This is a genomic window from Allobosea sp. 05T433, assembly GCF_056396065.1.
Map to the genome: position 1 here is coordinate 223,325 of NZ_JBFTKS010000009.1, position 26,259 is coordinate 249,583.

General features: G+C 65.0%; 25 protein-coding genes. 11 read left to right on the top strand and 14 right to left on the bottom strand.

Annotation, left to right across the window (positions count from 1 at the left end):
* Positions 1-13: 13 nt before the first annotated feature.
* A complete protein-coding gene (locus tag AC1DGP_RS15250; RefSeq protein ID WP_441504864.1) occupies positions 14-1,078 on the bottom strand; it encodes an ABC transporter ATP-binding protein in 1,065 nt (354 codons plus the stop codon).
* A gap of 4 nt (positions 1,079-1,082) precedes the next feature.
* On the opposite strand from AC1DGP_RS15250, the gene AC1DGP_RS15255 reads away from it, so the two are divergent.
* Complete coding sequence (locus AC1DGP_RS15255) at positions 1,083-1,772, top strand: 2'-5' RNA ligase family protein (RefSeq protein ID WP_441504865.1); 690 nt, start codon at positions 1,083-1,085, stop codon at positions 1,770-1,772.
* Between the two features lie 14 nt (positions 1,773-1,786).
* Here AC1DGP_RS15255 and AC1DGP_RS15260 read toward each other — a convergent pair whose 3' ends face one another.
* The gene (locus tag AC1DGP_RS15260) at positions 1,787-3,157 is read right to left on the bottom strand and encodes a sensor histidine kinase (RefSeq protein WP_441504866.1); all 1,371 of its coding nucleotides are present in this window, start codon (positions 3,155-3,157) and stop codon (positions 1,787-1,789) included.
* The gene (locus AC1DGP_RS15265; RefSeq protein ID WP_441490817.1) at positions 3,144-3,809 is read right to left on the bottom strand and encodes a response regulator transcription factor; all 666 of its coding nucleotides are present in this window, start codon (positions 3,807-3,809) and stop codon (positions 3,144-3,146) included. The genes AC1DGP_RS15260 and AC1DGP_RS15265 overlap by 14 nt, the downstream gene beginning before the upstream one ends.
* 103 nt (positions 3,810-3,912) lie before the next feature.
* Between AC1DGP_RS15265 and AC1DGP_RS15270 the strand changes: the two genes are divergently transcribed.
* From AC1DGP_RS15270 to AC1DGP_RS15280, 3 genes are read left to right on the top strand one after another with little or no spacing between them, the layout of a single operon-like run.
* A complete protein-coding gene (locus tag AC1DGP_RS15270) occupies positions 3,913-4,692 on the top strand; it encodes an ABC transporter ATP-binding protein (RefSeq protein ID WP_441490703.1) in 780 nt (259 codons plus the stop codon).
* Positions 4,693-4,708: 16 nt separating this feature from the next.
* On the top strand, positions 4,709-5,575 hold the full coding sequence (locus AC1DGP_RS15275) for an ABC transporter permease (RefSeq protein ID WP_441504867.1): 867 nt from the start codon (positions 4,709-4,711) through the stop codon (positions 5,573-5,575).
* A 49-nt stretch (positions 5,576-5,624) separates the two neighbouring features.
* The gene (locus AC1DGP_RS15280; RefSeq protein WP_441504868.1) at positions 5,625-6,644 is read left to right on the top strand and encodes an ABC transporter substrate-binding protein; all 1,020 of its coding nucleotides are present in this window, start codon (positions 5,625-5,627) and stop codon (positions 6,642-6,644) included.
* Positions 6,645-6,906: 262 nt separating this feature from the next.
* Here the strand turns inward: AC1DGP_RS15280 and AC1DGP_RS15285 are convergent, their stop codons facing one another.
* From AC1DGP_RS15285 to AC1DGP_RS15320, 8 genes are all read right to left on the bottom strand, one after another.
* On the bottom strand, positions 6,907-7,692 hold the full coding sequence (locus AC1DGP_RS15285) for an SDR family oxidoreductase (RefSeq protein ID WP_441504869.1): 786 nt from the start codon (positions 7,690-7,692) through the stop codon (positions 6,907-6,909).
* On the bottom strand, positions 7,692-8,624 hold the full coding sequence (locus AC1DGP_RS15290; RefSeq protein ID WP_441504870.1) for a dihydrodipicolinate synthase family protein: 933 nt from the start codon (positions 8,622-8,624) through the stop codon (positions 7,692-7,694). The genes AC1DGP_RS15285 and AC1DGP_RS15290 overlap by 1 nt, the downstream gene beginning before the upstream one ends.
* Before the next feature lie 8 nt (positions 8,625-8,632).
* Positions 8,633-10,057, bottom strand: coding sequence for an FAD-binding oxidoreductase (locus tag AC1DGP_RS15295; RefSeq protein WP_441504871.1), 1,425 nt, complete (start codon positions 10,055-10,057; stop codon positions 8,633-8,635).
* Entirely contained in the window at positions 10,054-10,743 is a 690-nt protein-coding gene (locus AC1DGP_RS15300; RefSeq protein ID WP_441504872.1) for an aspartate/glutamate racemase family protein, read from the bottom strand. The genes AC1DGP_RS15295 and AC1DGP_RS15300 overlap by 4 nt, the downstream gene beginning before the upstream one ends.
* Positions 10,740-11,411 carry a flavin reductase family protein gene (locus AC1DGP_RS15305; RefSeq protein ID WP_441504873.1) on the bottom strand — a complete coding sequence of 224 codons (672 nt, stop codon included), beginning with the start codon at positions 11,409-11,411 and terminating at the stop codon, positions 10,740-10,742. Before AC1DGP_RS15305 ends, AC1DGP_RS15300 begins: the two co-directional genes overlap by 4 nt.
* A gap of 4 nt (positions 11,412-11,415) precedes the next feature.
* A complete protein-coding gene (locus tag AC1DGP_RS15310; protein ID WP_441504874.1) occupies positions 11,416-12,660 on the bottom strand; it encodes a Zn-dependent hydrolase in 1,245 nt (414 codons plus the stop codon).
* An 11-nt stretch (positions 12,661-12,671) separates the two neighbouring features.
* Positions 12,672-14,021 carry a dihydroorotase gene (locus tag AC1DGP_RS15315; RefSeq protein ID WP_476832261.1) on the bottom strand — a complete coding sequence of 450 codons (1,350 nt, stop codon included), beginning with the start codon at positions 14,019-14,021 and terminating at the stop codon, positions 12,672-12,674.
* 141 nt (positions 14,022-14,162) lie between these two features.
* On the bottom strand, positions 14,163-15,260 hold the full coding sequence (locus AC1DGP_RS15320; RefSeq protein WP_441504876.1) for a DUF917 domain-containing protein: 1,098 nt from the start codon (positions 15,258-15,260) through the stop codon (positions 14,163-14,165).
* 120 nt (positions 15,261-15,380) lie between these two features.
* Here AC1DGP_RS15320 and AC1DGP_RS15325 point away from each other — a divergent pair, with 120 nt between their 5' ends.
* From AC1DGP_RS15325 to AC1DGP_RS15345, 5 genes are all read left to right on the top strand, one after another.
* The gene (locus tag AC1DGP_RS15325; protein ID WP_441504877.1) at positions 15,381-16,346 is read left to right on the top strand and encodes a LysR family transcriptional regulator; all 966 of its coding nucleotides are present in this window, start codon (positions 15,381-15,383) and stop codon (positions 16,344-16,346) included.
* A gap of 108 nt (positions 16,347-16,454) precedes the next feature.
* The gene (locus AC1DGP_RS15330) at positions 16,455-17,330 is read left to right on the top strand and encodes a substrate-binding periplasmic protein (protein WP_441504878.1); all 876 of its coding nucleotides are present in this window, start codon (positions 16,455-16,457) and stop codon (positions 17,328-17,330) included.
* On the top strand, positions 17,327-18,094 hold the full coding sequence (locus tag AC1DGP_RS15335) for an amino acid ABC transporter ATP-binding protein (RefSeq protein ID WP_441490689.1): 768 nt from the start codon (positions 17,327-17,329) through the stop codon (positions 18,092-18,094). Before AC1DGP_RS15330 ends, AC1DGP_RS15335 begins: the two co-directional genes overlap by 4 nt.
* Before the next feature lie 9 nt (positions 18,095-18,103).
* Complete coding sequence (locus tag AC1DGP_RS15340; protein ID WP_441490688.1) at positions 18,104-18,778, top strand: amino acid ABC transporter permease; 675 nt, start codon at positions 18,104-18,106, stop codon at positions 18,776-18,778.
* A complete protein-coding gene (locus AC1DGP_RS15345) occupies positions 18,778-19,452 on the top strand; it encodes an amino acid ABC transporter permease (protein ID WP_441490687.1) in 675 nt (224 codons plus the stop codon). Before AC1DGP_RS15340 ends, AC1DGP_RS15345 begins: the two co-directional genes overlap by 1 nt.
* Positions 19,453-19,541: 89 nt before the next feature.
* Here AC1DGP_RS15345 and AC1DGP_RS15350 read toward each other — a convergent pair whose 3' ends face one another.
* Positions 19,542-20,462 carry an NHL repeat-containing protein gene (locus AC1DGP_RS15350; RefSeq protein ID WP_441504879.1) on the bottom strand — a complete coding sequence of 307 codons (921 nt, stop codon included), beginning with the start codon at positions 20,460-20,462 and terminating at the stop codon, positions 19,542-19,544.
* Here AC1DGP_RS15350 and hydA point away from each other — a divergent pair.
* The gene (hydA, locus tag AC1DGP_RS15355) at positions 20,462-21,904 is read left to right on the top strand and encodes a dihydropyrimidinase (RefSeq protein ID WP_476832262.1); all 1,443 of its coding nucleotides are present in this window, start codon (positions 20,462-20,464) and stop codon (positions 21,902-21,904) included. The two genes, AC1DGP_RS15350 and hydA, sit on opposite strands and share 1 nt — an antisense overlap.
* A gap of 49 nt (positions 21,905-21,953) precedes the next feature.
* Here hydA and AC1DGP_RS15360 read toward each other — a convergent pair whose 3' ends face one another.
* Complete coding sequence (locus tag AC1DGP_RS15360; protein WP_476832263.1) at positions 21,954-23,549, bottom strand: patatin-like phospholipase family protein; 1,596 nt, start codon at positions 23,547-23,549, stop codon at positions 21,954-21,956.
* 159 nt (positions 23,550-23,708) lie between these two features.
* A complete protein-coding gene (locus AC1DGP_RS15365) occupies positions 23,709-23,984 on the bottom strand; it encodes a YMGG-like glycine zipper-containing protein (RefSeq protein WP_441504882.1) in 276 nt (91 codons plus the stop codon).
* Between the two features lie 928 nt (positions 23,985-24,912).
* Here AC1DGP_RS15365 and AC1DGP_RS15370 point away from each other — a divergent pair.
* A complete protein-coding gene (locus tag AC1DGP_RS15370) occupies positions 24,913-25,605 on the top strand; it encodes a 3'-5' exonuclease (RefSeq protein WP_441504883.1) in 693 nt (230 codons plus the stop codon).
* The last annotated feature ends 654 nt before the right edge of the window (positions 25,606-26,259 follow it).

Here is a 26,259-nt window from a genome sequence, read left to right on the forward strand (position 1 = left end):
AGCTGACTCCCTGTCAGGCGGCGATCCCGGCCTCGGATGCCGGGAAGATGTGGAGGCGCTGCAGCGGAATGCGCAGGCCGACTTTCGTTCCGAGTTCGTGACGGGCAGCGTCGTCGACCGTGATCTGGCGGCCGGCGGCTTCGACCCGGTAGCGGTAGACTCCGCCGGGATAGGCGCGAGCCGCAATGCGTCCGGGCACCAGCAGGTCGTCGGAGGCTGGGGCGTCGGCCGCATCGAGGCGCGCGACATCGTCGCGGAAATAGGCGACGGCATCTCCGACAGGCAAAGCATCGAACGCCTCGGCCGCGATCTGGGCCGTGGCGTCCCCTGCCCTCAGCGAGGCGCCGCGCTCGGAGCGCTCGACATGAAGGGGAAGGACATTCTCCGCCCCCATGAAATTGGCGACGAAGGCCGTCGCCGGGCGATCATAGACCTCTTCCGGCGTGCCGACCTGCGCAATCCGCCCCGCCTGCATGATGACGAGCCGATCGGCCATGGTCATTGCCTCCTCGCGATCATGCGTGACATGGACGGCAGTCAGGCCAAGACGCTGCTGGATCGCACGGATCTCATGGCGCATCGTCATGCGGATCTTGGCGTCGAGATTGGAGAGCGGCTCGTCGAGCAGCAGGATGCCCGGATCGATCGCCAGCGCCCTGCCAAGCGCAACGCGCTGACGCTGCCCGCCCGAGAGCGCCGTGACCTTGCGGTCCTCATATCCGGTCAGGCCGAGGAACTCGAGCATGGACGCGACCTTGGCGGCGATTTCGGCCTTGGACGCACCACGCAGCTTCAGCCCGTAGCCGATATTCTGCAGCACCGTCATATGCGGCCAAAGCGCATAGGACTGGAAGACCATCGCCATCCCGCGCTTCTCCGGCGGGAGTGACGCGACATCATTGCCGCCGACGATGATCGAACCGGATTGCACCGGCACGAAGCCGCTGAGCGAGCGCAGCAGAGTGGTCTTGCCGCAGCCGGACGAACCGAGCAGCGCCGTGAAGCTGCCGGGCGTGAAATCGAGGCTGACGCCGTGCAGCACCTGCGTGCCGCCATAGGCGACATGCAGGTCACGCACGCTGATGGCCGCGCCGCTGCGCGCCCTGTCCGGCACTCCCACTTGCAAAACGCCTTCTCCCTTGTCGCGACCTTTTTTCCAGCTCTATGGAATATCTCTTCCATTTTCTGGACCGCTTGGAATAAACATAACGAACACTCGCGCCGATGTGCAACAGGTTTATGAAGGCTTGATGTCACCCCAAATTCATTCGATCTGGCTGATGCCGAGCGCCGAGGACGGCGCATTCCTCTCCAGCCTGGTTGCGGATCTCTCGGGCCGCTTTGGCACGCCGCTGTTCACGCCACATCTGACGGTCAAGGGTGACACGGATCTGCCCATGGCCGCGCTCGCAGGCGGGATCGCGGAGGCCGCAGCCGCAGTCCCGGCCTTCCGGGAGGCGGTCGCCGCGATCGAAACCAGCGACGCCTATTTCCGGTCCTTCTACGCGCGTTTTCGCATCAGCGCGCCGCTGGCGCAGCTCAAGCAGCGACTGGACAGCGACATGGCAGACAGCTTCATGCCGCATGTCTCGTTGCTCTATGGCCCCGTCGCGCCCGCCCCGAAGGCCTCGGCCGCGGCCGAGTTTCAGCGCATGCTGGCCGGGAGAGCCATCATCTTTGACCGGCTCTGCGTTGTTCGGTCAGGCCAGGACATCCCCATTTCCGAATGGGCGGTGATCGAGACGGTCGAGCTTGGCAAGAACGGAACCTAGACGAGCCCATCGGCTCAGTTCGGCCGGAAAAACGACATACGGACAAGCGTCAGGCCGCTGCCTCTCGCGACGGTGAGTTCGCCGTCATGGGCGCGTGCGACTTCCGCGGCGATCGATAGGCCGAGCCCGGAGCCTCTGGAGTGCCCGCCCTTCTCGAAGGGCCTGGTCATTGTTTCCGCCAGCTCGATCGGGAAGCCGTCGCCATCGTCGCCAACCTCGATCCAGGCGCTACCCGTGTCCGCCGAGACCGTCACGGACAGCCTCGTATGCGCTCCATGGACGAGTGCGTTGTCGATGAGGTTGGCAAGCGCCTCGCGCAGGCTCACCGCGTCGCCGTCGATGACCGGAGCCGAAGGAGCCGGCATGAAGGAAATATCGACCTCACGCGGCAACGAGAGCGGCACGGCCTTGGCGAGAACCGATTTTGCCAATTCGTTGAGATCGACGGGCGCGGCGCGTGCCGCGTCGGCGCGGTGGATGACCATGGCGTGGTCGAGCAATTGACTGGTCAGACGCGCCAACTCGGTGGTGCGCTCACGAACGCGGGCGATATGTTCGGCGCGGCGTTTCAAGGGGCTCGCGCTCGACAGGATCTCGACCTGGGCGTCGAGTGCGGCGAGCGGCGTGCGAATCTGATGGGCCGCGTCGGCAATGAATCGTTGCATCACGGCCATGCGATCGGAAAGCCTGCGCATGAAATCGTCGATGGCGTGGACGAGGTTGCGGATCTCGACAGGCGGCTCCGTCTGGATCGGGCGCAGATCGTCGGGGCGCCGTCCTGCGATTTCCAGCTCGATCCGCGTCAACGGCTTCAGGGCGAGGCGCACCGCAAAGCCTGTCGCCAGCAAGGCGAGCACGCTCATCGCAGCGATGACACCCAGTGCCTTGAGAGTGAGATCGCGCGCAAGCGCCGTGCGAGCGTCGGTCGTCTGCGCCACCACGATGGTCGCCCAGCCGCCGAGCCTGGCATCGTCGATCTGGCGGGCGACCGTCGCGATGCGCACGTCCTGTCCCTGAAAGGAGCCGTCCTCGAGCACGACGCCGCTGCGCGCGGCGGCCGGCTCCGCTCCCGAGGCGAGATCGTCATATCCGGCCACCACCACCCCGCGCGGATCGACGACCTTGTAGAAAACCAGATCATAGGCGGCAAGTGTCGCGATCGCGGCGACGGGCGGATCCAGCGCGACGACCCCGCCCTGGACATAGACATTCTCCGCGATCTGGATCGTGCCGCCGCTGAGCAGCCGATCATAGGCCTGCTGCGCCGCGATCGTCGCCGAGTGCCAGGCGGCCACGCCGAGCACGACCGCGCCGAGCCCCAGCACCGCCGACAGAACGACGATGATGCGGACCCGCAGCGAGAGGAGCAGGTCATGTCGTTGCAAGCTGATAGCCCAGGCCGCGCATGGTTCTGATCTCGATGGGGGCATCTGCGAGCTTGCGCCGCAAGCGCGCCACGAACTGCTCGACGGCGTTCGGACTCGGTTCCTGATCGAAGTTGAAGAGCTGCTCGATCAGTTCCTCCTTGGGCACGATCCTGTCCGGCCTGGCCGCCAGGATCTCGAGCACCGTCAGCTCGCGGCGCGTCAGGTTGAGCGTCCTGTCGCCGATGCTCGCGACCCGGCCCGCTCGATCGATCACGAGCGGGCCCACTCGCAGCATGTTGTCCGAAAGCCCGGCGCTGCGCCGCAAGAGGGCGCGAGCACGTGCTTCAAGTTCGCGGTAGTCGAATGGCTTGGTCAGGTAATCGTCCGCGCCGAGATCGAGCGCGCTGATCCGCTCGTCGACAGCCGAACGCGCGGTGATGACCAGGACCGGTGTCTTCAGCCGTCTCGCGCGCAGGCTCTTGAGCAGCGTGAGCCCGTCCTCGCCCGGCAAGGTCAGATCAAGAATCACGAGATCATAGGCCTGGACCTGAAGCAGCTCGGCAGCTGTGCGCCCGTTCGATTCCCAATCGACGGCGTGACCGATCTTCTCGAACCGCATCACGACGGCCTCGGCGATATCGGCGGTGTCTTCGACGACGAGAACGCGCACGGCCAAAACATCCTTCGTCGGAGTCAGGTCGGAGTCAGGTTCGCAGGTTACTAGCACGGCAAGCGCCGCAAGTGCGCAGGGAAACGAAAGCAAGGGAGGGCCGATGCACGCCCCATTCACCACCAGCGCCGCCGCGCCGCTTCTCTCCGTCGAGGGCGTCACGCTACAATACAAGACGCCGGATGTGGTCGTCACGGCGACGCGCCGCGTCTCCTTCGACGTCTATCCGTCCGATCGTTTCGTCCTGCTTGGCCCCTCCGGCTGTGGCAAGTCGACCCTGCTCAAGGCGATCGGCGGCTATCTGAGCCCGGTCGAGGGGCGCATCCGCCTCAAGGGACACGAGATCACCGGGCCAGGACCGGACCGGATGATGGTCTTTCAGGAATTCGACCAGCTTCTGCCCTGGAAGACGGTGCGCGAGAATGTCGTTTTCGCCCTGACCTCGAGCGGCCGCGCCGGAGCGCCGGAGGCCGAAGAGCGTGCGAAATCCTATATCGACAAGGTCGGCCTGACGAAATTCACCGACAGCTATCCGCACATGCTTTCCGGCGGCATGAAGCAGCGCGTCGCGATCGCGCGCGGCATGGCAATGGAGCCCGACGTCCTGCTGATGGATGAGCCCTTCGCCGCGCTGGATGCGCTGACGCGCCGCAAGATGCAGGACGAGTTGCTGCGGCTCTGGGACGACACCCATTTCACCGTGCTGTTTGTGACGCACTCGATCGAGGAGGCGATCCGTATCGGCACCCGCATCCTGCTGCTGTCGCCCCATCCGGGCGAGGTCAAGGCCGAGCTCAACAGCGTGCCCCCCGAGGAGATGGGTACCGGCACGCAGGCCGCGCTCGAAACCCGCATCAACGACATGCTCTTCGCGGCGCATTGAGACGGAGACGACAGACATGACCGACCTCCTGACCTTCCGCCCGGAAATCATCCGCGACGTCAATTCGAGCGATGCGCCGGTCGTGGCCAAGTCGCTGAGCCTCATCGAACGGACCTACCGCCTCGGCTTCGTGCGCAAGGGGCTGATTCTCGCGGTGCTCGCCATTGCCTGGGAGGCCTATGGCCGCTGGCTTGGTAACCCGCTGCTGTTCCCGACCTTCGGCGAGACGGTCGATGCCTTCGTCAGCAATATCGCGAGCGGCGTCATTCCGCAGCGCATGCTGGTCTCGCTGCAGACGCTGATCATCGGCTACGGCATCGGCATCGCACTCGCCGCACTCCTGACGACATTGGCCATCGGCTCGCGCATCGGGGCGGACCTGCTCGAGACATTGACCTCGATGTTCAATCCGTTGCCGGCGATCGCACTCTTGCCGCTGGCATTGATCTGGTTCGGCCTCGGCTCGGGCAGCGTGATCTTCGTGCTGGTGCATTCGGTGCTCTGGGCGATCGCTCTGAACACCCATGCCGGCTTTCGTTCGGTCTCGAATACGTTGCGCATGGTCGGTCAGAACTACGGCTTGCGTGGGTTGAAGCTCGTTCGCCTCATCCTCATTCCCGCCGCCTTCCCGGCCATCCTCACGGGCCTGAAGGTCGGATGGGCCTTCGCCTGGCGGACGCTGATCGCTGCGGAACTCGTCTTCGGCGTATCGTCCGGCTCGGGTGGCCTCGGCTGGTTCATCTATGAGAACCGCAATCAACTCGAGACGGCCAATGTCTTCGCCGGCCTCTTCACCGTGATCCTGATCGGCCTCTTCGTCGAGAACGTCATCTTCGCCACGATCGAGCGCAGGACGATCCGCCGCTGGGGCATGCAGCACTGAAACATCCAGTCACCAAGGCCGAATGGCCGCATCAAAGGGAGGACGACAGATGAAACACACAAACTGGTTCAAGGGGGCGCTTGCCGCAGCCGTGATCGGGACGGCCTTCTACGCCAGTGCGGCGCGGGCCGAGGTCAGCGAGGTCCGCGTCTCCAAGGGCTTCGGCATCCTCTACCTGCCGCTGATCGTGATGCAGGAACAGCAGTTCCTCGAGAAGCGCGCGAAGGCGGCCGGACTTGGCGACGTCAAGGTGACGTGGCTGATGCTTGATGGCGGCAATGTCATCAACGACGCGATGATGGCCGGCACGCTCGACTTTGCGGGAACCGGCGCACCCGGCTTCGTCACGCTCTGGGCAAAGGCCAAGGGGATTCCCAATGTCGAGGTCGTCGGCGTCTCCGGCATGAGCTCGACCTCGCTCTGGTTGAACGCCAACAAGCCCGAGCTGAAGTCGCTCAAGGATTTCACGGGCAGCGACAAGATCGCGCTGCCCGGCATCAAGACTTCACTTGCGGCCGTCGTTCTGCAGATGATCGCGGCCAAGGAGTTCGGCCCCGAGAACTACGCCAAGATGGACCCGATGACGGTGAGCTTGCCGCATCCCGAGGCGCTGGCCGCGCTCATCGGCGGCAAGACCGAGATCAAGGCACATTTCACCTCGCCGCCCTTCCAGTACATCGAAGCCAAGGCGCCGGGCGTGCACCGCGTCCTGAACTCGGTCGATTATCTCGGCAACATCACGCTCGACGTCACCTTTGCGCCGAAGAAATTCGTGGATGCCAACCCAAAGATGACGCAGGCCTTCATCGAAGCGATGGACGACGCCAACGCGCTGATCGCCAAAGACCAGAAGCTCGCGGCCGAGATCTACGCCAAGAGTTCCAAGGTGAAGGTCGACGCCGCCGAGATCCAGGCGATGATTGAAGATCCCGACGCCCGTTTCTCGACGACTCCGAGCGGCGTGATGCAGTTCGCCGAATTCATGCACCGTGCAGGTACGATCAAGATCAAGCCGGCCAAGTGGAGCGACATGTTCGTCCCGCAGTTGACGGGTCGCTCCGGCAGCTAGCCCCTGCAATGGCTCATCGCCGGCGGCGTAATGCCCGGCGATGAGCCCGGAATATCGCGATCTGAGCGCCGGCGATGCTACGGGCCCGCTGTCGGGCAGGACGAGGATCCCACCAGGCGGCCAGGCTCTGATTGATCCGCCGAGGCACTCGCTACCGGGCCGGCCGGCGTGCCATTCTGCCGCGAACCAATTGGCGCGCGGTTGATCGGCTCACGCAGATCATACCAACGCGCCCAGGCCCCATCCACCGGGGACGCAGCCGTCAGATCCCTCGGATCAGGCCGCCATCAACCCGAATCTTGGCGCCCGTGACATAGGACGCCCGCTCGCTGGCAAGGAACGCAACGACATCGGCGAATTCCTGTGGCTTGCCGTAGCGGCCGGCCGGAATCGTCGCGATCGAGGCCTTCGTGATCGCGTCTTTCGTCGCGCCGGCCCGCGTCGCAGCTGCGTCGTCGAGTTGATCGACGCGCTCGGTGTGGATGCGACCGGGCAGCACGACATTCACCGTCACCCCCTGCCCCGCAACCTCGGAGGCCAGCGTCTTCGACCAGCCGACGACTGCGGCACGCACGCCATTGGAGAGCGCGAGACGCGGAATCGGCTGCTCGACGCCGGAGGAGACGATGGTGACGATCCGGCCCCAACCCCGCTCGGTCATGCCAGGCAGCAGGCGCTGCGCGACATGAAACAGGTTGGCCGCCATGGCCTCGAAATGCATCAGCCAGTCCAGGCGCTTCGCGTCGCGGGCATCGCCCGGCGGAGGCCCGCCGGAATTGCCGATCAGGATATCGACGCCGCCCTCGGCAATCAGCTTGTCGGCCAGCGCATCGATCGAGGCGATATCCGCAAGGTCGAGCGTGGCGGCGACCACGCGGCCGCGCTGCTCAGCCGGCAGCTCGCCGATCCAGGCGGCGAGCGCGTCTTGATTGCGCGCCGCCGCGATCACCGTCGCGCCTTCGGCGGCGAGCGTGCGCGCGATCGTCGCGCCGAGGCCGCGGCTGGCGCCGAGCACCAATGCGCGCTTTCCGTTGAGGCCCAGATCCATCAGTTGATCTCCTTGAGGCGCCGCGCCTGACGGGCGACGAGACGTTCGATGTCGGCGATGTCGGCCGCCGAAAGGGTCGACCCGGGGCTGCGTACCATGCCCGATGCGATCGCGCCGCGCTTGGCGAGCAGATATTTGCGAATGGCGAGCCCGTGACCAGGCTGCTGCTCATAGCGCGCCAGCGGCAGATAGGCGTCGAACAGGTCATGAGCGCGTTCGACGTCCCCGGCGGCATGTGCCTTCCAGACATCGACCATCATCTCGGGATAGGCAAATCCGGTCATGGCGCCATCGGCCCCGCGCGACAGTTCCTCGGGCAGGAACATCGCGCCGTTCCCGACCAGGATCGAGATGCGCCGCCCGCCGTTCTTGTCGCTGGCCGCGCGCAGAGCCGAGATCTTGGCAAGCCCCGGCCAGTCCTCGTGCTTCAGCATCACACAGCTCGGCTGCGCCGCGACGATGCGCAGGATCACCGAGGAGGCGATCTGGACATTGGTGACCAGCGGGAAGTCCTGCAGCACGAAGGGGGTCTTCGGTCCGAGGGTCTTTGCGACCATGTCGTAATAGGAGACGATCTGGTCGTCAGTCCGCAAACTTGCGGGCGGCGCCACCATCACGCCCGCGGCTCCGTCAGCCATGACGCTGTCGCTCAGCTCCCGCATCGCGGCAAAGCCCGGGGCGGAGACGCCGACCACGACCGGAACACGCCCCTGCACCCGCGCCAGCACCCGCCGCACGAATATCCGCGATTCCTCTGCCGTCAGCTTCGGCGCCTCGCCCATCATGCCGAGCACGGTCAGGCCGGTGGCGCCCTTCTCCAGGTAGAAATCGACCATGCGGTCGGTGCTCGGCAGGTGGAGCGCGCCGTCCTCCGTAAACGGAGTGACCGCGATTACATAGACGCCCTTCGCGCCTTCATCCAACAACGCCATGATGATCCTCAGTTCTTGACGGGGTCGGGCAGCAACTTGCCCGGATTGAGCAGATTGTGGGGGTCGAACAGGGTCTTGAGCGAGCGCATCAGGTCCAGCTCGATCGGCGCCTTGCAGCGCGGCATCTCCGCGACCCGAAGCTGACCGATGCCATGCTCGGCGCTGATCGATCCGCGGCGCTTGCACGTCTCGTCATGGACGATGCGGGTGAGTTCCGGTGCGAGGGCGGCGAAGTCCGCATCGCTCTGTCCCATACGCGGCAGCAGATTGTAGTGCAGGTTGCCGTCGCCGAGATGGCCGAACACGATGGGGCGCACCCCGGGAGCAGCAGCGATGACAGCCGCATCGGCGGCTGCGACGAAATCGGCCATGGCCGCGACCGGCACCGAGACATCGTGCTTGGCAGCCTTGCCTTCGCGCACCAGCGCTTCCGAGACGCCTTCGCGGATGCGCCAGAACGCCTTGGCCTGCACACCATCCTGGGCGATGGCGGCGTCGAGAACGGTCTCCGTCTCGACGGCTTCGGCCAGCGCGCCTTCGAGCCGCTCGGTCAGCGCCAACTCGTCATCCGCATCGGACAATTCGATCAGCACCGCCGCGGGTGGAACGGCGCCAAGTGGCAACCGCGCCTCGGCGCTGTGCTTCAGGATAAGCGACAGGCAATCGCCGGTCATGAATTCGAAGGCGGTCAGGCGATCGCCACAGCGCGCACGCACCGAAGACAGCAAGGACAGGGCAGCGTTCGCGTCGCGCAAGGCGACGAAAGCGGTCGCGCGCGCCAAGGGGTGAGGAAACAGTTTCAGGACCGCGCCGGTGATGACGCCTAGCGTTCCTTCCGATCCTATGAACAGATCCCGCAAGGCGTAACCGGTATTATCCTTGCGCAGCGCGGTGAGGCCATCCCAGATCCTTCCGTCCGGCAGAACGACCTCGAGCCCGAGCGTCAGTTCACGCATGGTGCCGTAGCGCAGCACGGCGACGCCGCCGGCATTGGCCGCAAGATTCCCGCCGATCGTGCAGCTCCCCTCGGCTCCAAGGCTGAGCGGGAAGAAGCGTCCAGCCGCTTTCGCGGCCTCCTGGACCTTGGCGAGCACTGTGCCGGCATCGACCGTCATCGTGTTGCCGATCGGATCGACCGCGCGGATGCGGTTCATGCGCGTCAGCGACACGACGATGGCGCGCCCCGACATATCCGGCGTCGCGCCGCCCGACATGCTGGTGTTGCCGCCCTGGGGCACGACCGGAATCCTCCGCGCCGTGCAAAGCGCCATCACGGCCGCGACCTCCTCGGTCGAGCCGGGCCGGACAATGGCGGCAGCAGCCCCCCTGTATTTTCCGAGCCAATCCGTCAGGAACGGCGCCTGCGCTTCGGCATCGACAAGCACATGCCTCTCACCGACGATGTCGGCGAGGCGCGCAACTAGATCCGTCACGCGGCATGCCCCCGAAGCGGGCGGCCGCCCCAGCCGAGCCGGGCGCGGCCGATCGCCATGGTCACCGCAGCCTGCGTCGGCTCGACCACGGGTACGCCGAGCGCCTGCTCGAGCGGCTCCCGGAAACGCGCCATGCCGGCGCAGCCCATCACCAGCACATCGGCGTGATGGGTATCGCGCAAGGTGCGCCCGACATCGGTCATCCGTCCCATGGTCCGCGCGTCATCGGCGAGCTCGGCGACCGTCAGGCCGATCGACAGATCGCCGGCCAGGCGGTCCGTCACACCCATCGCGCCGAAATAGCGCAAGTGACGCGGGATCGAGGCCGGCAGAATGGCGATCACGCCGAAGCGCTGGCCCAGGGTCAAAGCGGTCAGGACCCCGCACTCGGCAATGCCCAGCACCGGCTTCTCGCTCTGCTCGCGCAGCGCGTACATGCCCGGGTCGGAGAAGCAGGCGATCACGAAGGCCGAAGCCTCGTTCTCCAGCGCGGCGGCCCGCGTCAGCATGGGCTGTATCAGGCCGTCGATATCGCGCTGGGACTGGATGCCAGCAGGACCCTCGGCCAGGGTCAGGCACTCGATCGGCGGACCATCGACCGAGCGCAGCGGCGCCACCGCGGTATCGATGCCGGCGGTCACTGCCCCGTTCGAATTGGGGTTGATGACAAAGATCGTGCCGCTCACGGGGCCTCTCCTTCGGGCTTCGCACGCAGCGCGCCCTGTTGCGCGCGCCAGGTGTCGAGCGTCTGGCGCGGCGCCTGGAAGCGGTCGCGCATCGTGACATACCAGTCGGCACCATGCAGGCGGCCGACCAGGTCGAGCTTGTCGATGTCGACATGCAGCCGCTCATCGACCGCGCCATCCCGAATATGGATGTGCTGGATTTCGCCGACGACGAGGTTGCGATGGCGTGTGCCCAGCGACAGCGACACCGTCTCGCGGCATTCGAGCTGGACCGGTGACGCTGCGAGGCGTGGCGCGGCGACCTTGCGGCCGGGCGCTGTTTCAAGCCCGGCGGCTGCGATCTCGTCGACATCGCCGGGAAAATCGATCGCGCAGACCTGCATCGCGTCGACGAGCGCCCGGTCGACAAGGTTGACGACGAAACTCCCCGTCGCGCGGATGTTGCGCATCGTATCCTTCAGCGGGGCATCCCCCAGATCGCGGCCTTCGATGCCAAGCACGACGAGCGGCGGTGCGTGGCTGAAGACGTTGAAGAAGCTGAAGGGCGCAGCATTGCCGTGCCCCTGCGCATTCACGGTGGTGACGAGCGCGATCGGCCGCGGCAACACGGTGTTGACGAGCAGCTTGTAGAGATCGCGCTCGGCCAGATCGGTGACGGACCACTCCATCGCGTCAACCCAGGGTCGCGTCGAGCAGGCGCACCGTTTCACCGAGGACGCGTGCGCCATCCCCGGCCTGTTGTGGCTCGATCGACTCTTCCGGGGCGTGGCTGCGGCCATCGAGACAGGGCACGAAGATCATGCCGATCGGACCGGTGCGGGCGACGAACACGCCGTCATGCCCGGCACCACTCGGCAGGTCCCGCGTCGACAGACCGAGCGAGGCCGCGGCAGCGGCGATCGCCGAGCGCACGGCCGGCGCGCAGGCCGTCGGCGGCACATGACTGATCGGTTCCGACCGCACAGTGAGACGCAGCGCCGCCAGTGCCGGCTTCAGATCGCTGACCAGTTCCTCGCCGAACGCCTTGACCGCCGCCTCGTCGCCCGAACGCACCTCGAGCGTCAGAACCGCCTCACCAGGCACGGCATTGGCGGCATTGGGGCTGATCTCGATGCGACCAAAGGTGGCGACCAAGGGTTGGGGATCGTTCGATCGCGCGCAGGCACGCTCGTTAGCGGCCTCGATCAGCTTGGCCGCGCCGACGAGCGCATCGGCGCGCAAGGGCATCGGCGTCGCACCCGCGTGGTCGGCCCGCCCGGACACGATGATGCGCTCGCGCCGAATGCCGACGATGTCTGTAACGACACCGATCGCCGTGCCCTCGCTCTCAAGCACGCGCCCCTGCTCGATATGGACCTCGACATAGGCCGCGACGCTCTCCGCGGTATGCCGCACCGAGGCGATCTCGTCGGGCCGGCCGCCGACGAAGCCGATACCCTCGCGCAGCGTCATGCCGTCGGGGCGCGTCATCGCCAGCATCTCGTCGGAGAGCGCACCGGCAAGGGCACGGCTGCCGATGCAGGAGAGGCCGAACTCGCTCGGCTCCTCGGCCAGGAAATCGTAGACCTCGAGCGAATGCCGCAGCCGGTCGCCGCGCTCGATGAAGCTTTGCGCGACTTCCAGTCCTGCCAGCACGCCGAGAATCCCGTCATAGCGTCCGCCCGAGGGTACCGTGTCGGAATGCGAGCCGATGATGATCGGCTTCAACGAGGGATCGGCGCCCGCAAGGCGGCCGACGAGATTGCCGCCTGCGTCGATCGTCGTCTCCAGACCGGCAGCGCGGAACTCGGCCGCCAGCCATTTGCGTCCTTCGAGGAAGCGCGGCGTAAAGGAGCGCCGCGTCCAGGGATGATCGGGATCGGTGATCTTGGACAGCGCCTCGATACGCCGCCACAAACGCTCTGCGTCGATCGACATCGCTCGGCGCTTTACGCCGCAGGCCGCAGGAAGCGGCCGTCGCCCGCTTCGTTGCAGATCTTCGCGCCATCCCAGGCAAGAGCGCCACGGACATAGGTCGCAGCCACCCGCACGCGGAATTCGCGACCCTCGAAGGAACTCCACTTCACCGCCGCGAGGCTCTTGCTCGGATCATGGATGAAGCGGCCGGGCTCGAGCACGACGATGTCGGCATCGGAACCTGGCGCGAGACGGCCCTTGTCGGCGAGCAGGAAGGCCTTCGCCGGGCCTTCGCAAAGCTGCTTCACCGCCATGGTCGGGGAGATGCCGCGCTCTTCGCAGCCGGTCCACAGCGCCGGTAGCAGGGTCTCGATGCCGGGACCGCCGGAGGTGTTCTTGAAGATGTTGGGGTCGCCCTTCTTCTCCAGCCCCCAGGAGACGTGGTCGGAGGAGATGAAATCGCAATGGCCGGCGGCGAGGTGGCTCCAGAGCAGCTCGCTCTCCGCCTTCGGCCGGATCGGCGGGTAGTGCTTGATCTTGGCACCGAAGCGCGGCCCGTGCTCTTCGGCGTTGAGCATGAAGTACTGCACGCAGCTCTCGACCGTCGCCCTGTAGCCGGCGCGCTTGTAGAGGTTGCAGATCTCGAAGCCGCGCGAGGTCGAGACATGGACGGCATGGGCGCGGGCGCCGGTCTCGGCGCCGATCTCGTAGATCCGCGCCGTGGCGAGGTTCTCGACCAGCGGGGTATGGGCGCGCAGGAAGGCGTCGGAGCCGGTATCGCCGGCCTCGATCAGGCGCGCGATGTTCCGGCGCGTCATCTCCTGGTCCTGGTTATGGACACCGCAAAGGAGCCCCGTCGGCTCGATCAGCTTGAACGCTTCGTAGAGCGTGTCGTCGCCGATGCGCGGGAAGCGTGTCGGGTTCGCCTCGAAGGTCGAGAACTTGAAGGCGCAGGCGCCGGCATCGACGAGGCCCGGAATGGCGTGCAGGCCGTTTTCGATGGTGATCGTGGCATAGAGCGCGACATCGACATGTGCGTCGCGTTCGACGATGGCGACCTTCTCGTTGAAGAGCCTGGCGTTGGTGACCGGCTCGGGCTCGTCATAGGGCATGTCGACCATGACGGTGACGCCACCGGCGGCGGCCGCGCGCGAGCACATGCCGATGCCCTCGTGGTTGGCCTGGCTCCCGGAATGGACCTGGCCGTCGATCACGCCCGGGATGATCCACTGACCGCGGAAATCCTGCGTCTCGCGCGCCGAAGGCGGTGTACCCGCACCGACAGCGCCGACCTTGCCACCAGTGACGGCGACATAGCCATCCTCGATGATCTGGTCGGACAGAACGACATTGCCGCGAAGAACGAGATCGAAATCACTCATGGTCAGATGCCCGGTTGATGCTGTCTGGCCCGCAGGCCATGCGTGTCACGATAGCTGCTCGGCCTCAGAGCCAAACATACCAATTTCGCCGTCGCCCATAATCGGTCGTTATTGCAACAGCGGAAGCAGTGCATGTGCGCGTCAGGCGGATCCCCCGAGCGCATAGCCCGTGAAATCCATCCCGAGCGCCTTCTCTACGATCGGGTAGACACTCGGATCCGTCACGCTGGAGCTCAGCGGGATGCGATCCTTGGCAATGCGCAGGATCGAGAGCTCCATGCCCTCAGTGACATGGCCGACGCTGACGGGCCGGCCATCCGAACCGAGCGTGGTGATGACATCGGGATAGCTCGCCAGGCGCGCGCCATCGAGATCGGTCACCGCCATGTACTCATTCATGACATGGAGAATCCGTGCCGCGGCGCCGGAGCCGACCTGGATGGTTCCGATATCAAAGGCTTCGCTGGTGTACTGCACCGACTTGCGGACAACAGTCCCACGCCCGATGATCGATCCACCGGCCTGGTCGCAGATTGCGTCGATGACCGCGGGCCCGCCCTTGGGCGTGGCGGCCAGGATGCGCTCCCCGAGCGCCAGCGCCATGGAAATACCGCCGAGCGCCGCGTGCTTGCGCACATAGGACGCCGGAACCGGGTTCCGGCAGGACGCGATGAACCCGCCCGACATGTCCGAGGCCGTGCGCAGGATCGGCGAGACCTTCCCCGTCGCGCCGCGCGTCACGAGCTCGATATAGGAATTCTTGGCGCGATTGCCGCCGACAGCCGTCTGGATCGTCGCCTCGGGGCTGTTGGCAAGGCCGATCGACCCCATGTCGCCGGTGGGATGGGCGCGGATATCACCAACGGCATCGATCACCTTCACGCCGAGGAGGGCGCTCGGGAGCCAGGCATTGAGCGTGCTCGACATGCCGTTCTGGCCGATGATCAGGCCATAGACTGGCTTGCCCAGCGCATCCTGCAGCAGCTGGACGGCCCGGACGTAGTCGACGCCCTGCATCTCCCAGTCCGTCGTGCCGGCAGGAGCGCCGATTGCAGCCGCGGTCGCGATGATCGCGTCGTCCGGCGCCTCTTCGATCGAGACCAACTCCGGCCGGCCGGCCATCACCGCTGCAGTCCCCAGCATGCGCCCGTGCTCGGCCCAGCCACCGCCGCCCGCAGCAAAGATCGAGCCGCCTGCAATAGCCGCCTCGACATCCCCAATCGTCAGAAAACGTCCCATCGGTCAGCCTCGAATCAACCTGGCATGCCGGCATCCCGCCGAGCCCGGACGAACTTAGATGGCGGCACGTCCAAGCAAACATGCTAATTCGGCTGGAGGTCATAACTGAATGTTATTCGCATGCGATTGAACCTGCGGCAGCTGGAAGTTTTCCGCGCAATCATGATCACCGGATCGATCAGCGGCGCGGCGCGCCTGCTCTCGGTCTCGCAGCCAGCCATCAGCCGGCTCCTGGCCTATACGGAGGACCGGCTGGAGTTGCGCCTGTTCGAACGCGTGCGCGGTCGGATCCAGCCGACGCCGGAGGCGCGGCGCCTCTTCACCGAGGTCGACCAGGTCCACCAGGGCGTGCTGCGCGTCAACGAACTCGCCGAGGAACTGCGCGAGCGCGGGACCGGCACGGTCCGCATCGTCGCCAGCCCGAGCGTCGGCCAGACCATGGTTCCCGACGCGATCGCGCGGCTGCGCGAGCGCTTTTCCGATCTGCGCGTCGAGTTCGAGATCCTGACGCTGCTCGAAGTGATAGCCAAGATCACCAGTGCGCGGGCCGATCTCGGCGTTTCCGTGCTGCCGGTGGACGAGCCGACCATTCAATCGGAGGTGGTCACGGAGGGGCGCCTGATGGCGATCATGCCGCGCGACCACCCGCTGACCCGATTGCGCGTCGTCCGGCCAGCCGATATCGCCCCCTATCCGTTGATCGGTTTCGGGCCGCAGACGCCCTATGGAGACATTGTCCAAAGGGCACTGGCTTTCGGCCCCGAGCCCCTTCGCATCAGCACCGTCGTTCGCTTCACCCCCGTCGCCTGCGCGATGGTCAGAGCCGGAGCGGGGGTTGCCGTTGTCGACGAATTCGTCCTGCGCGGCCGGACATGGCCCGAACTGGTCTCACGTCCGCTCGCCCCCAAGACGCGTGTGCGCGCGCATCTGCTGACACTTCGCTACGAACCCCTGTCACGCACGGCACGCGCCTTCGTCGACATCCTGCGTGATCTTGTCCCGCCTCCGCCTGGCGGACATGGCCAGGAGGCCGACGTCGGGGACTTAACACAAGGTTATGGCAACCCGACAACAAGTGATTGGTAATGCATGAATTCGCACTGTTAGAGTTTTGCCTCTGGGCGGCCGGATCGTTGCAAGCGACAGGCGCGGCGATCGCGGTTCCCGGAGACAACATCTAACGGGAGCAGGATGATGAGGTTTTTGTCGGTCAAAGCGGCGCGCACGGCCGTTCAGGGATTCGCCGTGGCGGCGCTCCTTGTCACCCCTGTGCTGGCCCAGGACGCCGATCATCCAGCCAATGAGAAGCTGAAAGTGGCTTGCGACCTCGGCTTTGCTCCATTCTGCTTCAAGACGGCGGCCGGCGAGACCACCGGCTTCACCTATGACATGTCGCTGGCGCTGGCGCAGAAGCTGGGCCGCCCGGGCGTCGACGTTACCGACTCGAACTTCTCGGCGATCTTCGCCGGCCTCTTCTCCAAGCGCTATGAGATGATCCCGGCGCCGACCAACATCACGCCGGAGCGCGCCCAGCAGATGCTGTTCAGCGAGCCCTATATGCCGACCGGCCTCGGCTTCCTCGTCAAGAAAGGCGGCAAGATCGCCAATCTCGAGGAGCTGAAGGGCAAGGCGCTGACCGTGAACAATGGTAGCATTTCCGACAAGTGGCTGACCGACAACGAAGCCAAGTACGGCTATACGATCCAGCGCTACAACAAGAATGCCGACGCGGTGCAGGCCGTGATGATCGGCCGTGCCTTCGCCAACGTCGCCGATGCACCGGTCTCGCGCTATGTTTCGACGCAGACGCCCGCTGCCGAGGTTGCGTTCGTGCTCGACAGCGGTCGCAATTTCGGCATCGCCTTCCGCAAGGAGGACGCAGCGTTTCGCGCCAAGGTCGAGGAAGCCCTCGAATGCATCAAGACGGACGGAACGCTCGCCAAGATCCATGAGAAATGGTTCGGCGTGAAGCCGGACGCCTCGTCCTCCTCGGCGAAGATCTATCCGGGCATCGGTGCCCCGGACTTCGAGGGCTATGACGCGACCGAGCACAAGGCCGTCTGTAAGTGAGGTCGGCGACCGCAATCACGCCTGCATCCGCAGACCCGATCGTCGCCATAGACGGTCTGCGGAAGAGCTTCGGCAATGTCGAGGTCCTGCGCGGCGTCGATCTCAGGGTCGCCAAGGGCGAGGCCGTCGTGATCGTCGGCTCGTCCGGCTCGGGCAAGAGCACCTGCCTGCGCTGCATCAACCGGCTGGAAGAGCCGACGGCGGGGACCATCCGCGTCGGCGGCGAGGAAGTGACCGGCGCCAAGGTCGACCTCAACCTGCTGCGCCGGCGCATCGGCATGGTGTTCCAGGGCATCAACCTCTATCCGCACAAGACCGCTCTGGGAAACGTGACCCTGGCGCTGCGCAAGGTGGCAGGCCTCGGAAAGGCCGAGGCCGAGCAGAAGGCGCGCCAGCATCTCGAACTGGTCGGGCTCGCGCACAAGGCCGACTCCTATCCGGCGCAACTATCGGGCGGTCAGCAGCAGCGCGTCGGCATTGCCCGCGCCATGGCGCTGGAGCCTCAGGTGATGCTTTTCGACGAGCCGACCTCGGCGCTGGACCCTGAGCTCGTGGGCGAGGTCCTGAACGTCATGGTCCGCACCAAGGAGATGGGCATGACCATGATCGTCGTGACGCATGAGATGCATTTCGCGCGCGACGTCGCCGACCGCGTCGTGTTCATGGATCATGGTGCGGTGCTGGCGGAAGGCACCCCGGAAGACATTCTGGTCTCGCCGCAACACCAGCGCATCCGCGACTTCGTCACGCGCTCCAGGGCCTGACAGCACGTCATGGACCAGATCGTCCGCTATTTCTTCGACTTCTCGCTGATGTCCGCCTATTGGCCGGATATCCTGCGCGGCTTCCTCATCACCATCGAAATGTCGATCCTGACGGTGCTGATCGGCGTGCCGCTCGGCCTCGCCATCGCGATCCTGCGGCTTTACGGCTTCAGGCCGCTGAACGCGCTGATCATCCTCTATATCGATTTCTTTCGCTCGATCCCGCAGCTCGTGCTGATCATGCTGGCCTATTTCGCGCTGCCCTCCTTCGGGTTGATGCTGGGGCCGTTCACCGCCACCGTCCTGGCGCTGGCGATCGTGCTCTCGGCCTTCTCCGAAGAGATCTTCTGGGCCGGCATCAATGCGGTCGCCAAGGGCCAATGGGAAGCCGGGCGCTCGACGGGCCTCGGCTTCAACCAGACGCTGGTCCATATCATCCTGCCGCAGGTCGTGCGTATCTCGATCCCGCCCCTGACCAACCGCGCGATCGGTATCAGCAAGGGCACGACGCTCGGCTCGGTCGTCGCGGTCCCCGAACTGCTCAATGTGACATCGAGCATTCAGTCGAACGTCGCCAATCCGACTGCCCTCACCGTTGGCGCGCTGCTGTTCCTCGCCCTGTTCCTGCCATTCGTGCGCTTCACGCGCTGGCTCGAACGCGCTTACGCTCATCCGAGGTCGTGATGGACGAACTCGTCACGACATTTCTCAATATCGACGTCCTCCGGGAAGTCTGGCCACTGCTCCTGCAGGGCTTCTGGATGACGCTGGCGCTCGCGGCGGTCGCCGTGCCGCTATCCGTCGCCTGCGGTGTCGCCATCGCGATGGCGCAGGATTCGCCCAGCAGGCTGCTGCGGATGCTGCTGGTCGCCTATGTCGACGTCATGCGGGCAATCCCGCCGCTGGTGCTGCTGATCTTCATTTTCTTCGGCCTGCCCTTCCTCGGGCTGAAGCTCAACGAGTTCACCGCCGCCGTGCTCGCACTGACCCTCAACGGGTCCAGCTACTTTGCCGAGATCTTCCGTGCCGGCATCGAGTCCGTGCCGAAGGGTCAGCGCGAAGCGGCGCGCTCCACCGGGCTGACCTGGCGCCAGAGCATGACCTATGTCGTGGTGCCGCAAGGCGCCCGCAATGTGCTGCCCGACCTGATCAGCAACACGGTCGAGCTGGTCAAACAGACCTCGATCGCCTCAGCCGTCGCCCTGCAGGAACTGCTGCGTTCCGCGCAGCTCGCCCAGGGCCTTCTGTACAACCCGACGCCTCTGGTTGCGGTCGCGATCGTTTATTTCCTGATGTTCTGGCCGTTCGTCCGGATGGTGTCGCGCCTGCAGCACAGGGCCGTCGCGCAGGCCGGATGAGCGCCGGCCCGCATCTGGACCAGCGGCGAGGTCATCCGTGTTTGCATCAGCCCTCCCGGATACCGCAACCCATTGTTCGGGCCGATGCATTAGACCGGGAACAGCCGCGTCAGGCGGTTGGGGCTGGTCTCCGCAAGGAGGATATCGCCGTTCGGCGCGAGCCACATGCCATGTGCACCGTTCAGCACCGGACGACAGCGGCCGAGCAGGGTCCCATCGGAGGCCAGCAGGCTGAGCGTGGGAATCGAGTCGCAGACATGGATGCGATCGGCGGCATCGACGACGACATCCTGCGGCCGCAGAAACCCATCCCAGACAGCGAGCAGATCGCCGGTGGCGGTGAAGGCCTGCACGCGGCTGTTCTCGCGATCGGCGACGATCACGCGGCCATCGCTGAGAACGCAGATGCCATGTGGCGTCAGGAACGCGCCGGGCGCCCTGCCGACGGAGCCCCAGCTCGACAGATGCCGCCCGGCGTGGTCGAAACGATGCACGAGCGCGTGGCCATAGCCATCCGCCACATAGAATCCTCCGTCCGGGGCAAAGGCGATATCGCTGGGATGATTGAACGGCGCGCCCGGCTGATGCGTCTCGCCGATCTGGCGCCGCACCGCGCCATCCCGGTCGCAGAACAGGATGCGGTGAGCATCACGATCGACAATGGCGATCACGCCATCGGGGCCTGCCGCAATCTTGTGCGCATCGACGCAGAGACCTTCGCCCCAGCTCGCGATCCGGCATCCCTCACGGTCGAGAACCACGACGCAGGGGCCGGGAGCGTCGACCGCGACGTCGGAGCGCAGCAGCACATAGGCGCGACCTTCGGCATCGTTCGTGACGTCGGTGATCTTTCCCGACGTTTGGGACGGATCGCCCCAAGGCCGCTCGACGCCAAAGCTCCGCTCGCCCAACCGGACGCGCAATTCCGTCTTCATCATCCCCTCGAGACTGCGGCGCAGCCGCGCCGGCTTGTGAATGGCGAGCCAGCCGCCAGAACCGGAGAACTGCAATGAGCGATTTCGATCTCGTCATTCGTGGCGGAACGACGGTGACCGCGTCCGACATCTCTGTTTGCGATGTCGGCGTCAAGGATGGGTTGATTGCCGCGATCGGCGCCGGTCTGCCTCGAGGCGACACCGATATCGATGCGAAGGGATTGCTGGTCCTTCCGGGCGGGGTCGACACGCATGTGCATCTCGACCAGCCCTTCTCGTCCGGCGCCGAAATCGCCGACGATTTTGCGAGCGGGACAGCGTCAGCTGCGGCGGGCGGCACGACGACGATCGTCTGCCACGCGCCTCAGACGCGCGGCGGGTCGCTTGCCGAGGCGGTTGCGGCCTATGGCGCGAAAGCGAAGCAGGCGCGCATCGATCACGGTTTTCACCTGCTGATCAACGACCCGACGCCCGAGGTTCTCGAGCGAGAACTGCCGGCGCTGGTTGCAGCGGGGCATCGCTCCGTGAAGGTCTTCATGACCTATGAGAGCAATCGCCTCGCCGATGCGCAGATCCTGCAGGTGCTCGCGGCGGCGCGACATGCCGGAGCACTCGTCTGCGTGCATGCCGAACATCACGAACTGATCGGCTGGCTGACGCAGGCGCTGCTGGCGGCAGGGCTGAGCGCACCAAAGCATCTTGCCTGGGCGAAACCCATGGTGGTCGAACGCGAAGCGACCCACCGCATTCTGGCGCTGGCGGAGGCGCTCGACACCCCGGTCCAGGTCTTCCACGTCTCGGGCGCACAGTCCGGGGAGGAGGTGGCGCGCGCCCAGGCTCGCGGCCAGAAGGCCTGGGCGGAGACCTGCACGCAGTATCTCGTGCTCGGCGAATCCGACATGGACCGGCTGGGCTTCGAAGGCGCCAAGTTCATGATCTCGCCGGCGCTGCGGCCACCATCCGATCGCGAGGCGCTCTGGCAACTCATCCGAGACGGCGTCATCGATATCGTCTCGTCCGATCACTCGCCGCTGCGTTTCGACGATCCGCGCGGCAAGAAGCAGCACGGCGAAACGGCCCCCTTCAACAAGATCCCGAACGGCGTTCCCGGCCTCGCAGCGCGCTTGCCGATTCTTTATTCCGAGGGGGTCGCCAAGGGGCGCATCGATCTGCGCACGTTCGTCTCGCTCGTTGCGACCAATCCGGCGCGCCGTTTCGGGCTTGCCCCGCGCAAGGGTTCCATCGCGATCGGCGCCGATGCCGATATCGTCGTCTTCGATCCGACCAAGCGCATGCGCCTGACCAACGCGCTGCAGCACCATGGCAGCGACTACACGCCCTATGAGGGGCTCGAGGTGCTCGGCTACCCCACTGCGACCTACCAGCGCGGCCAGTTGATCTTCGACGGCACCAATGTGCTTGCGCAGCCCGGAGCCGGACAGCTGATTGCGCGATCGGCCTATGCGGAAATCGCTCCCACCGGACGTTTCCCGACGCCGTTCAATCCATTTGGTTAGGCCCGGTTCTGGCAGACGCGCCGTTGTCTGAACGACAGGGGCCTCGCGATCAATTTCCCCCGCTGACGCCCGCAGCGCGGCGGACATCGTCGACCGCCTGCTTCACGGCCGCGCTCCGGTGAACAACCGTCCTTCCGGCCTCGATGAGCAGCTCGACCTGCTCGCGCGGCAGCGAGAGCCGCGTTTCGACGCGGTTCAGGTGGGACGCGACGTTCTGTTCCAGATCAGCGAATTCAAGGTGTTCGACCTTGAAATCCACCTTACGGCAGTCCCAGCCGTCAGCGCTGCCCCGGATCCGGCGCACGGTTTCCAACGGCAACCCGCAACGATAGCGGACCACCCGCTCCTTCCACCTTTCGACGGCAAAGTTCAAAGCGTCGAGACCATGGCGAGACGATGAGGTCATGCCGGTATCGATTGCCGCTTCGACCAGTGGCGCCAGCCAGGGGCCATTCATCGAAGCCCCCCAATCATCCGTCTGCCCGCGGCCAGCATCGGCAACGATGAACAGGAAATGGCGCAGCTTGACGGCCTGCTCCGCCGATAATGGTCCGTGCGGTGTCTTTGACGCGCTTCTTTCGAGGACGAAACCCGTTATGCCCAGATTGTCCGTCAGCCCGCCATCCATCAGCCGCACAAACTTGATGCCGTCTTCGGCATGATAGGAGTGCAATGCGTTGGCGTAGGCCGTCAGTCGCGTGGATGGGTTGGAGCCGCTCAGCGCCTCCTTCAACCAGGCGGGGCGGCTATAGCCGCAATCCTGTTTGGTGGCAGCCAGCACGACGGGCGCAAAGACGACAGGCACGGCGGCGGAGGCTGCCACCGCATCCGAAATCTTCAGCTTGTCGAGATCACTGCAGAGCGCCGCAAAGGTATCGTAGCTAAATAGAAAAGGCGTCCGATTGTAGATATCCGAAGCGCTGATCCAGACGGACGGTGCGTTCGCCCATTTGAAACGGGTAAAATCTGCCCCATCGAACAGATTATCGTTCAACCAGCGTGCAAAGGTATTTCGGTCATTGACGCCGCCAGCCACTGCCCGGGACAGGCTGAAGGGTGACGCCAGCGATGTTTCCATGCTCGCTTCTGCGTGCTGGAACAAGAAGCGATCATCGAAATCACGGTAATCGTCGCGGCCACGATAGCCAAAATAGGCCGCGGTAATGGCGCCGCCGGAGACCCCGGAAATCATCCGGACATTATCGACCATCGTGCGTCGATAAGGCTTCTCGTCGACGACGATATCGTCAAGAGCACGCAGGACGCCGTAGGAAAAGGCCGAAGCGCGAACGCCGCCTCCCGAGAAGGCGAGGCCAACGACCATCGAGCCGTCATCCCCGCGATCGGGGACGAATTCCGGCGACGGTGGCGGCGTCTTCTCCGCGTGACTATTGACGGGCCCGACATCCGCAGCCGAGCAGCCGCAGAGGATGAGCGTGGCCATCAGCCAGATGGCCTTCACGCCCTTCTCAGCAAGCAGCCTCATTCGCTCTCCGGCACCGTCGCACGATGACTGGTTACGTAACTGACATCCCGGCACATAGCCGATTCGGTCGAACCGCTCGATCAAATTACAACCAGCAATCAGGTCCTGGCTCGGAATCCCGCCATTGACTGCGCCGGCATCCGACGCAGTTTCGTTCACTCATGAAGGCCGGACCGTCGCCGGTGCGACGGGCCGCCCCGATAGGGGTTGCGGTCTTGGCCCTCACGCACAGCAGCCACCCCAGCGGAGCGGCCGTGTACGAGACCAGATACTGCCAGGCGGCCCGCCCTTTGGCCCGCAGCTGCGCTCAGGCGTGCCTTATGGGCAGGGCCCCGTGAAACGGCGACCGCTCCTGTCCTGGAAGATGCAGTTGTTCGGGGTTGTCGCCCGGCCGACGACCGCACCGGTCACGCCACCAGCGAGGGCACCGATCGCGGCCCCTCGTCCGCCGCCCGCGATCCCACCAATGAGCGCACCGCCGCCAGCGCCAATTGCCGCGCCGCCAAGCGTGCGCTGCGACTGAGACTCAGGGTTGCAGCCTGCGAGGAAGAGGCCGAGGCCGATAAAGCCGGCGAACGTGATCGAACGGGTCATTATGGGGCTCCTTGTTCAAGAGTGCGCGCGAATGCGAACGCATCAATCTAGGCCAAGCAGCCGAACCTGCCATCGCCCTGCGTCCCAATCTATGTGCATGGCGTTTCTTGCCGCTCTGAACCGAAGGCTGAAAACCGCCGCTTGGCACGCGCCCTACGCGAGCCCGCTGCCCGCACTGGGGTCGCAACCGATTGGCCACGGATCATCGAAGCGGACCAAGCGGTCGGCGGCGCTTCGGGGCGCGGCCGGCCGATAGGCGGATGCATCCGTCGTGAAGTGGGCGTGGCCCCATCCGGCAAGCTGCTTCCTGATGATCGCAACGAGCCGCCGGTCCGCCACGGCTGCCAGCCCCGGAATATCAACTTCGACTTAATCGGCCCGCCCAACAGGATTTGAACCTGCGCCCTCTCCAGTTCGGCCTTCGATCAAACGCCTGTTACCGAGCGTCCGGAAATCAGCTATCCACCATCCACGGATTGCGCCCGTAGCTCAGCTGGAAAGAGCGTTGCCCTCCCAAGCTGGATTTGAGTTTGCCGAGCGCTAGATAAATCCCTTAATTTCCAAAAGCTTCGCCTCAAAAATCCGACGCGAGTCGTGATCATGACCGCCGTCGGCACGACCACGGCACGCTCGGCTTATGGCCGCTGCTCAGCGTTGTTCTCCCGCGCGCAGGACGTGCTTCCAATGAGCCACCAGAGACACTGTCTTCGTCATCGACGGGAGCACTTCTAAAGCGACGATTGCTGCCGATGCCCCCCGCTGTGCAGCGTCATCTCTCTAGTCCGCCTGCCGCAGATAAATGGTCAACGAGCCGCCCCGTTCGTTTATATCACCCCGCCCGAATGCCCGGGGACTTCAGGCGCGGCCGACCGTCCTTGAATGATATCCTGTCCTCGAATCAACGAAGCAGGCGCCAGGAGTCTCTACCTTGAACAGCATTCCCGGCGGACGCTTTGTCGTGCTCGACTTCGAGACGACCGGCCTCAGCCCAGCCTTGGGGGCTCGTGTGATTGAAGTATCAGCCCGCGAAGTGCTGGATGGTCGAGCAGGCCGCGAGTTACTTACCTTCGTCGACCCAGGCGTTCGCGTGCCCGCGGAGATCACTCAGATCACCGGCATAACCACTGCGATGCTGATCGGAGCACCGACCTCGGCCATAGCCATGCGTCAGCTGGCGTCCTTCATTGGATCGTCGCCCGTCGTTTGCCACAACGCGGGCTTCGATCGAAAATTCTACGAGCATGAGGCGAGCGAATTCCTTGAGGGGCGGCCCGTTCGCACTCTTTGCACTCTGCTGTTGGCTCGGCGCATGTTTCCGGGCCGGAAGAGTTATCGATTGGGCGGCCTCATCGAAGAGATGGGCATTTCGTTCCCTGGACGGCTCCATCGAGCGAGTGCAGATACTTTCGTGACCGCGCACCTATTCGATCGCATCTGCGCAGACGCACGCTCTCTTTGTCGCGCCGAGCATTTCGATGACGACGTGCTGCACCGGCTGCAGCGTGTCCCGGCTGCGCGAGCGCGTGACTGGCTGGCGGCGTTAGGTAGCCCCGACGCAAAATCGCACCGCAAATTTGGATTAGCCGGTGCTGTCGCGCAGAACATCAGCTCGGTGAACTAACCCAAAATGAGTTGTTGCTTCTGAACCATCGTCGGCTTCGATTCCGCATGGACAGAAAGGACGACATCCCCTGGTACTGTCTGGGCCATTCAATCCGACGCAGGGGCCGGCACTCCTCGTCCGATCCACAGTTGGCGAGTTTTGACCAGGCGCCGGGGTTCATTGCGGCTTAGAGGGCGTGCTGCGAAATCTGCTTCGCCGCGCTCGACCACCCCACGATCGTGCCCAACCTGACCAGTATTCGGCCGTAGATCGAGGCGCCTCGTCGTTGATCTCCGGCTGGGCGGTGGCGTTCAGCGTGCCGCTCGCTCGGTGATCGGCATGTTCGACGATGCTGCCACGTCCGTCCGCACTGGCAGGTATAGCCTAGGTGTTTGATCCCGGGCTTTGATGGTGCAGTCTTTTCGCGTGAGTGGAAGGAGGCGCTATGGGCCAGGTTCACCATGGGAGCGCCACGACGACAGAGGCGGTTCGTCGAGCGATACAGCATAGTCATGTCTGGACGGCGCCTGCGGATCAAGGGTTCGGCTTCGGTCATGTGAAGGTCGCGGGTGCGGTCATGTCTTCGGCCTGTCGCTGCGGATGGTGTCATCCGCCGGCCCTGATGGATTCCGCTGATCCGCTGACCTGATCAAGAGAGCGAGCTCGAGGCTC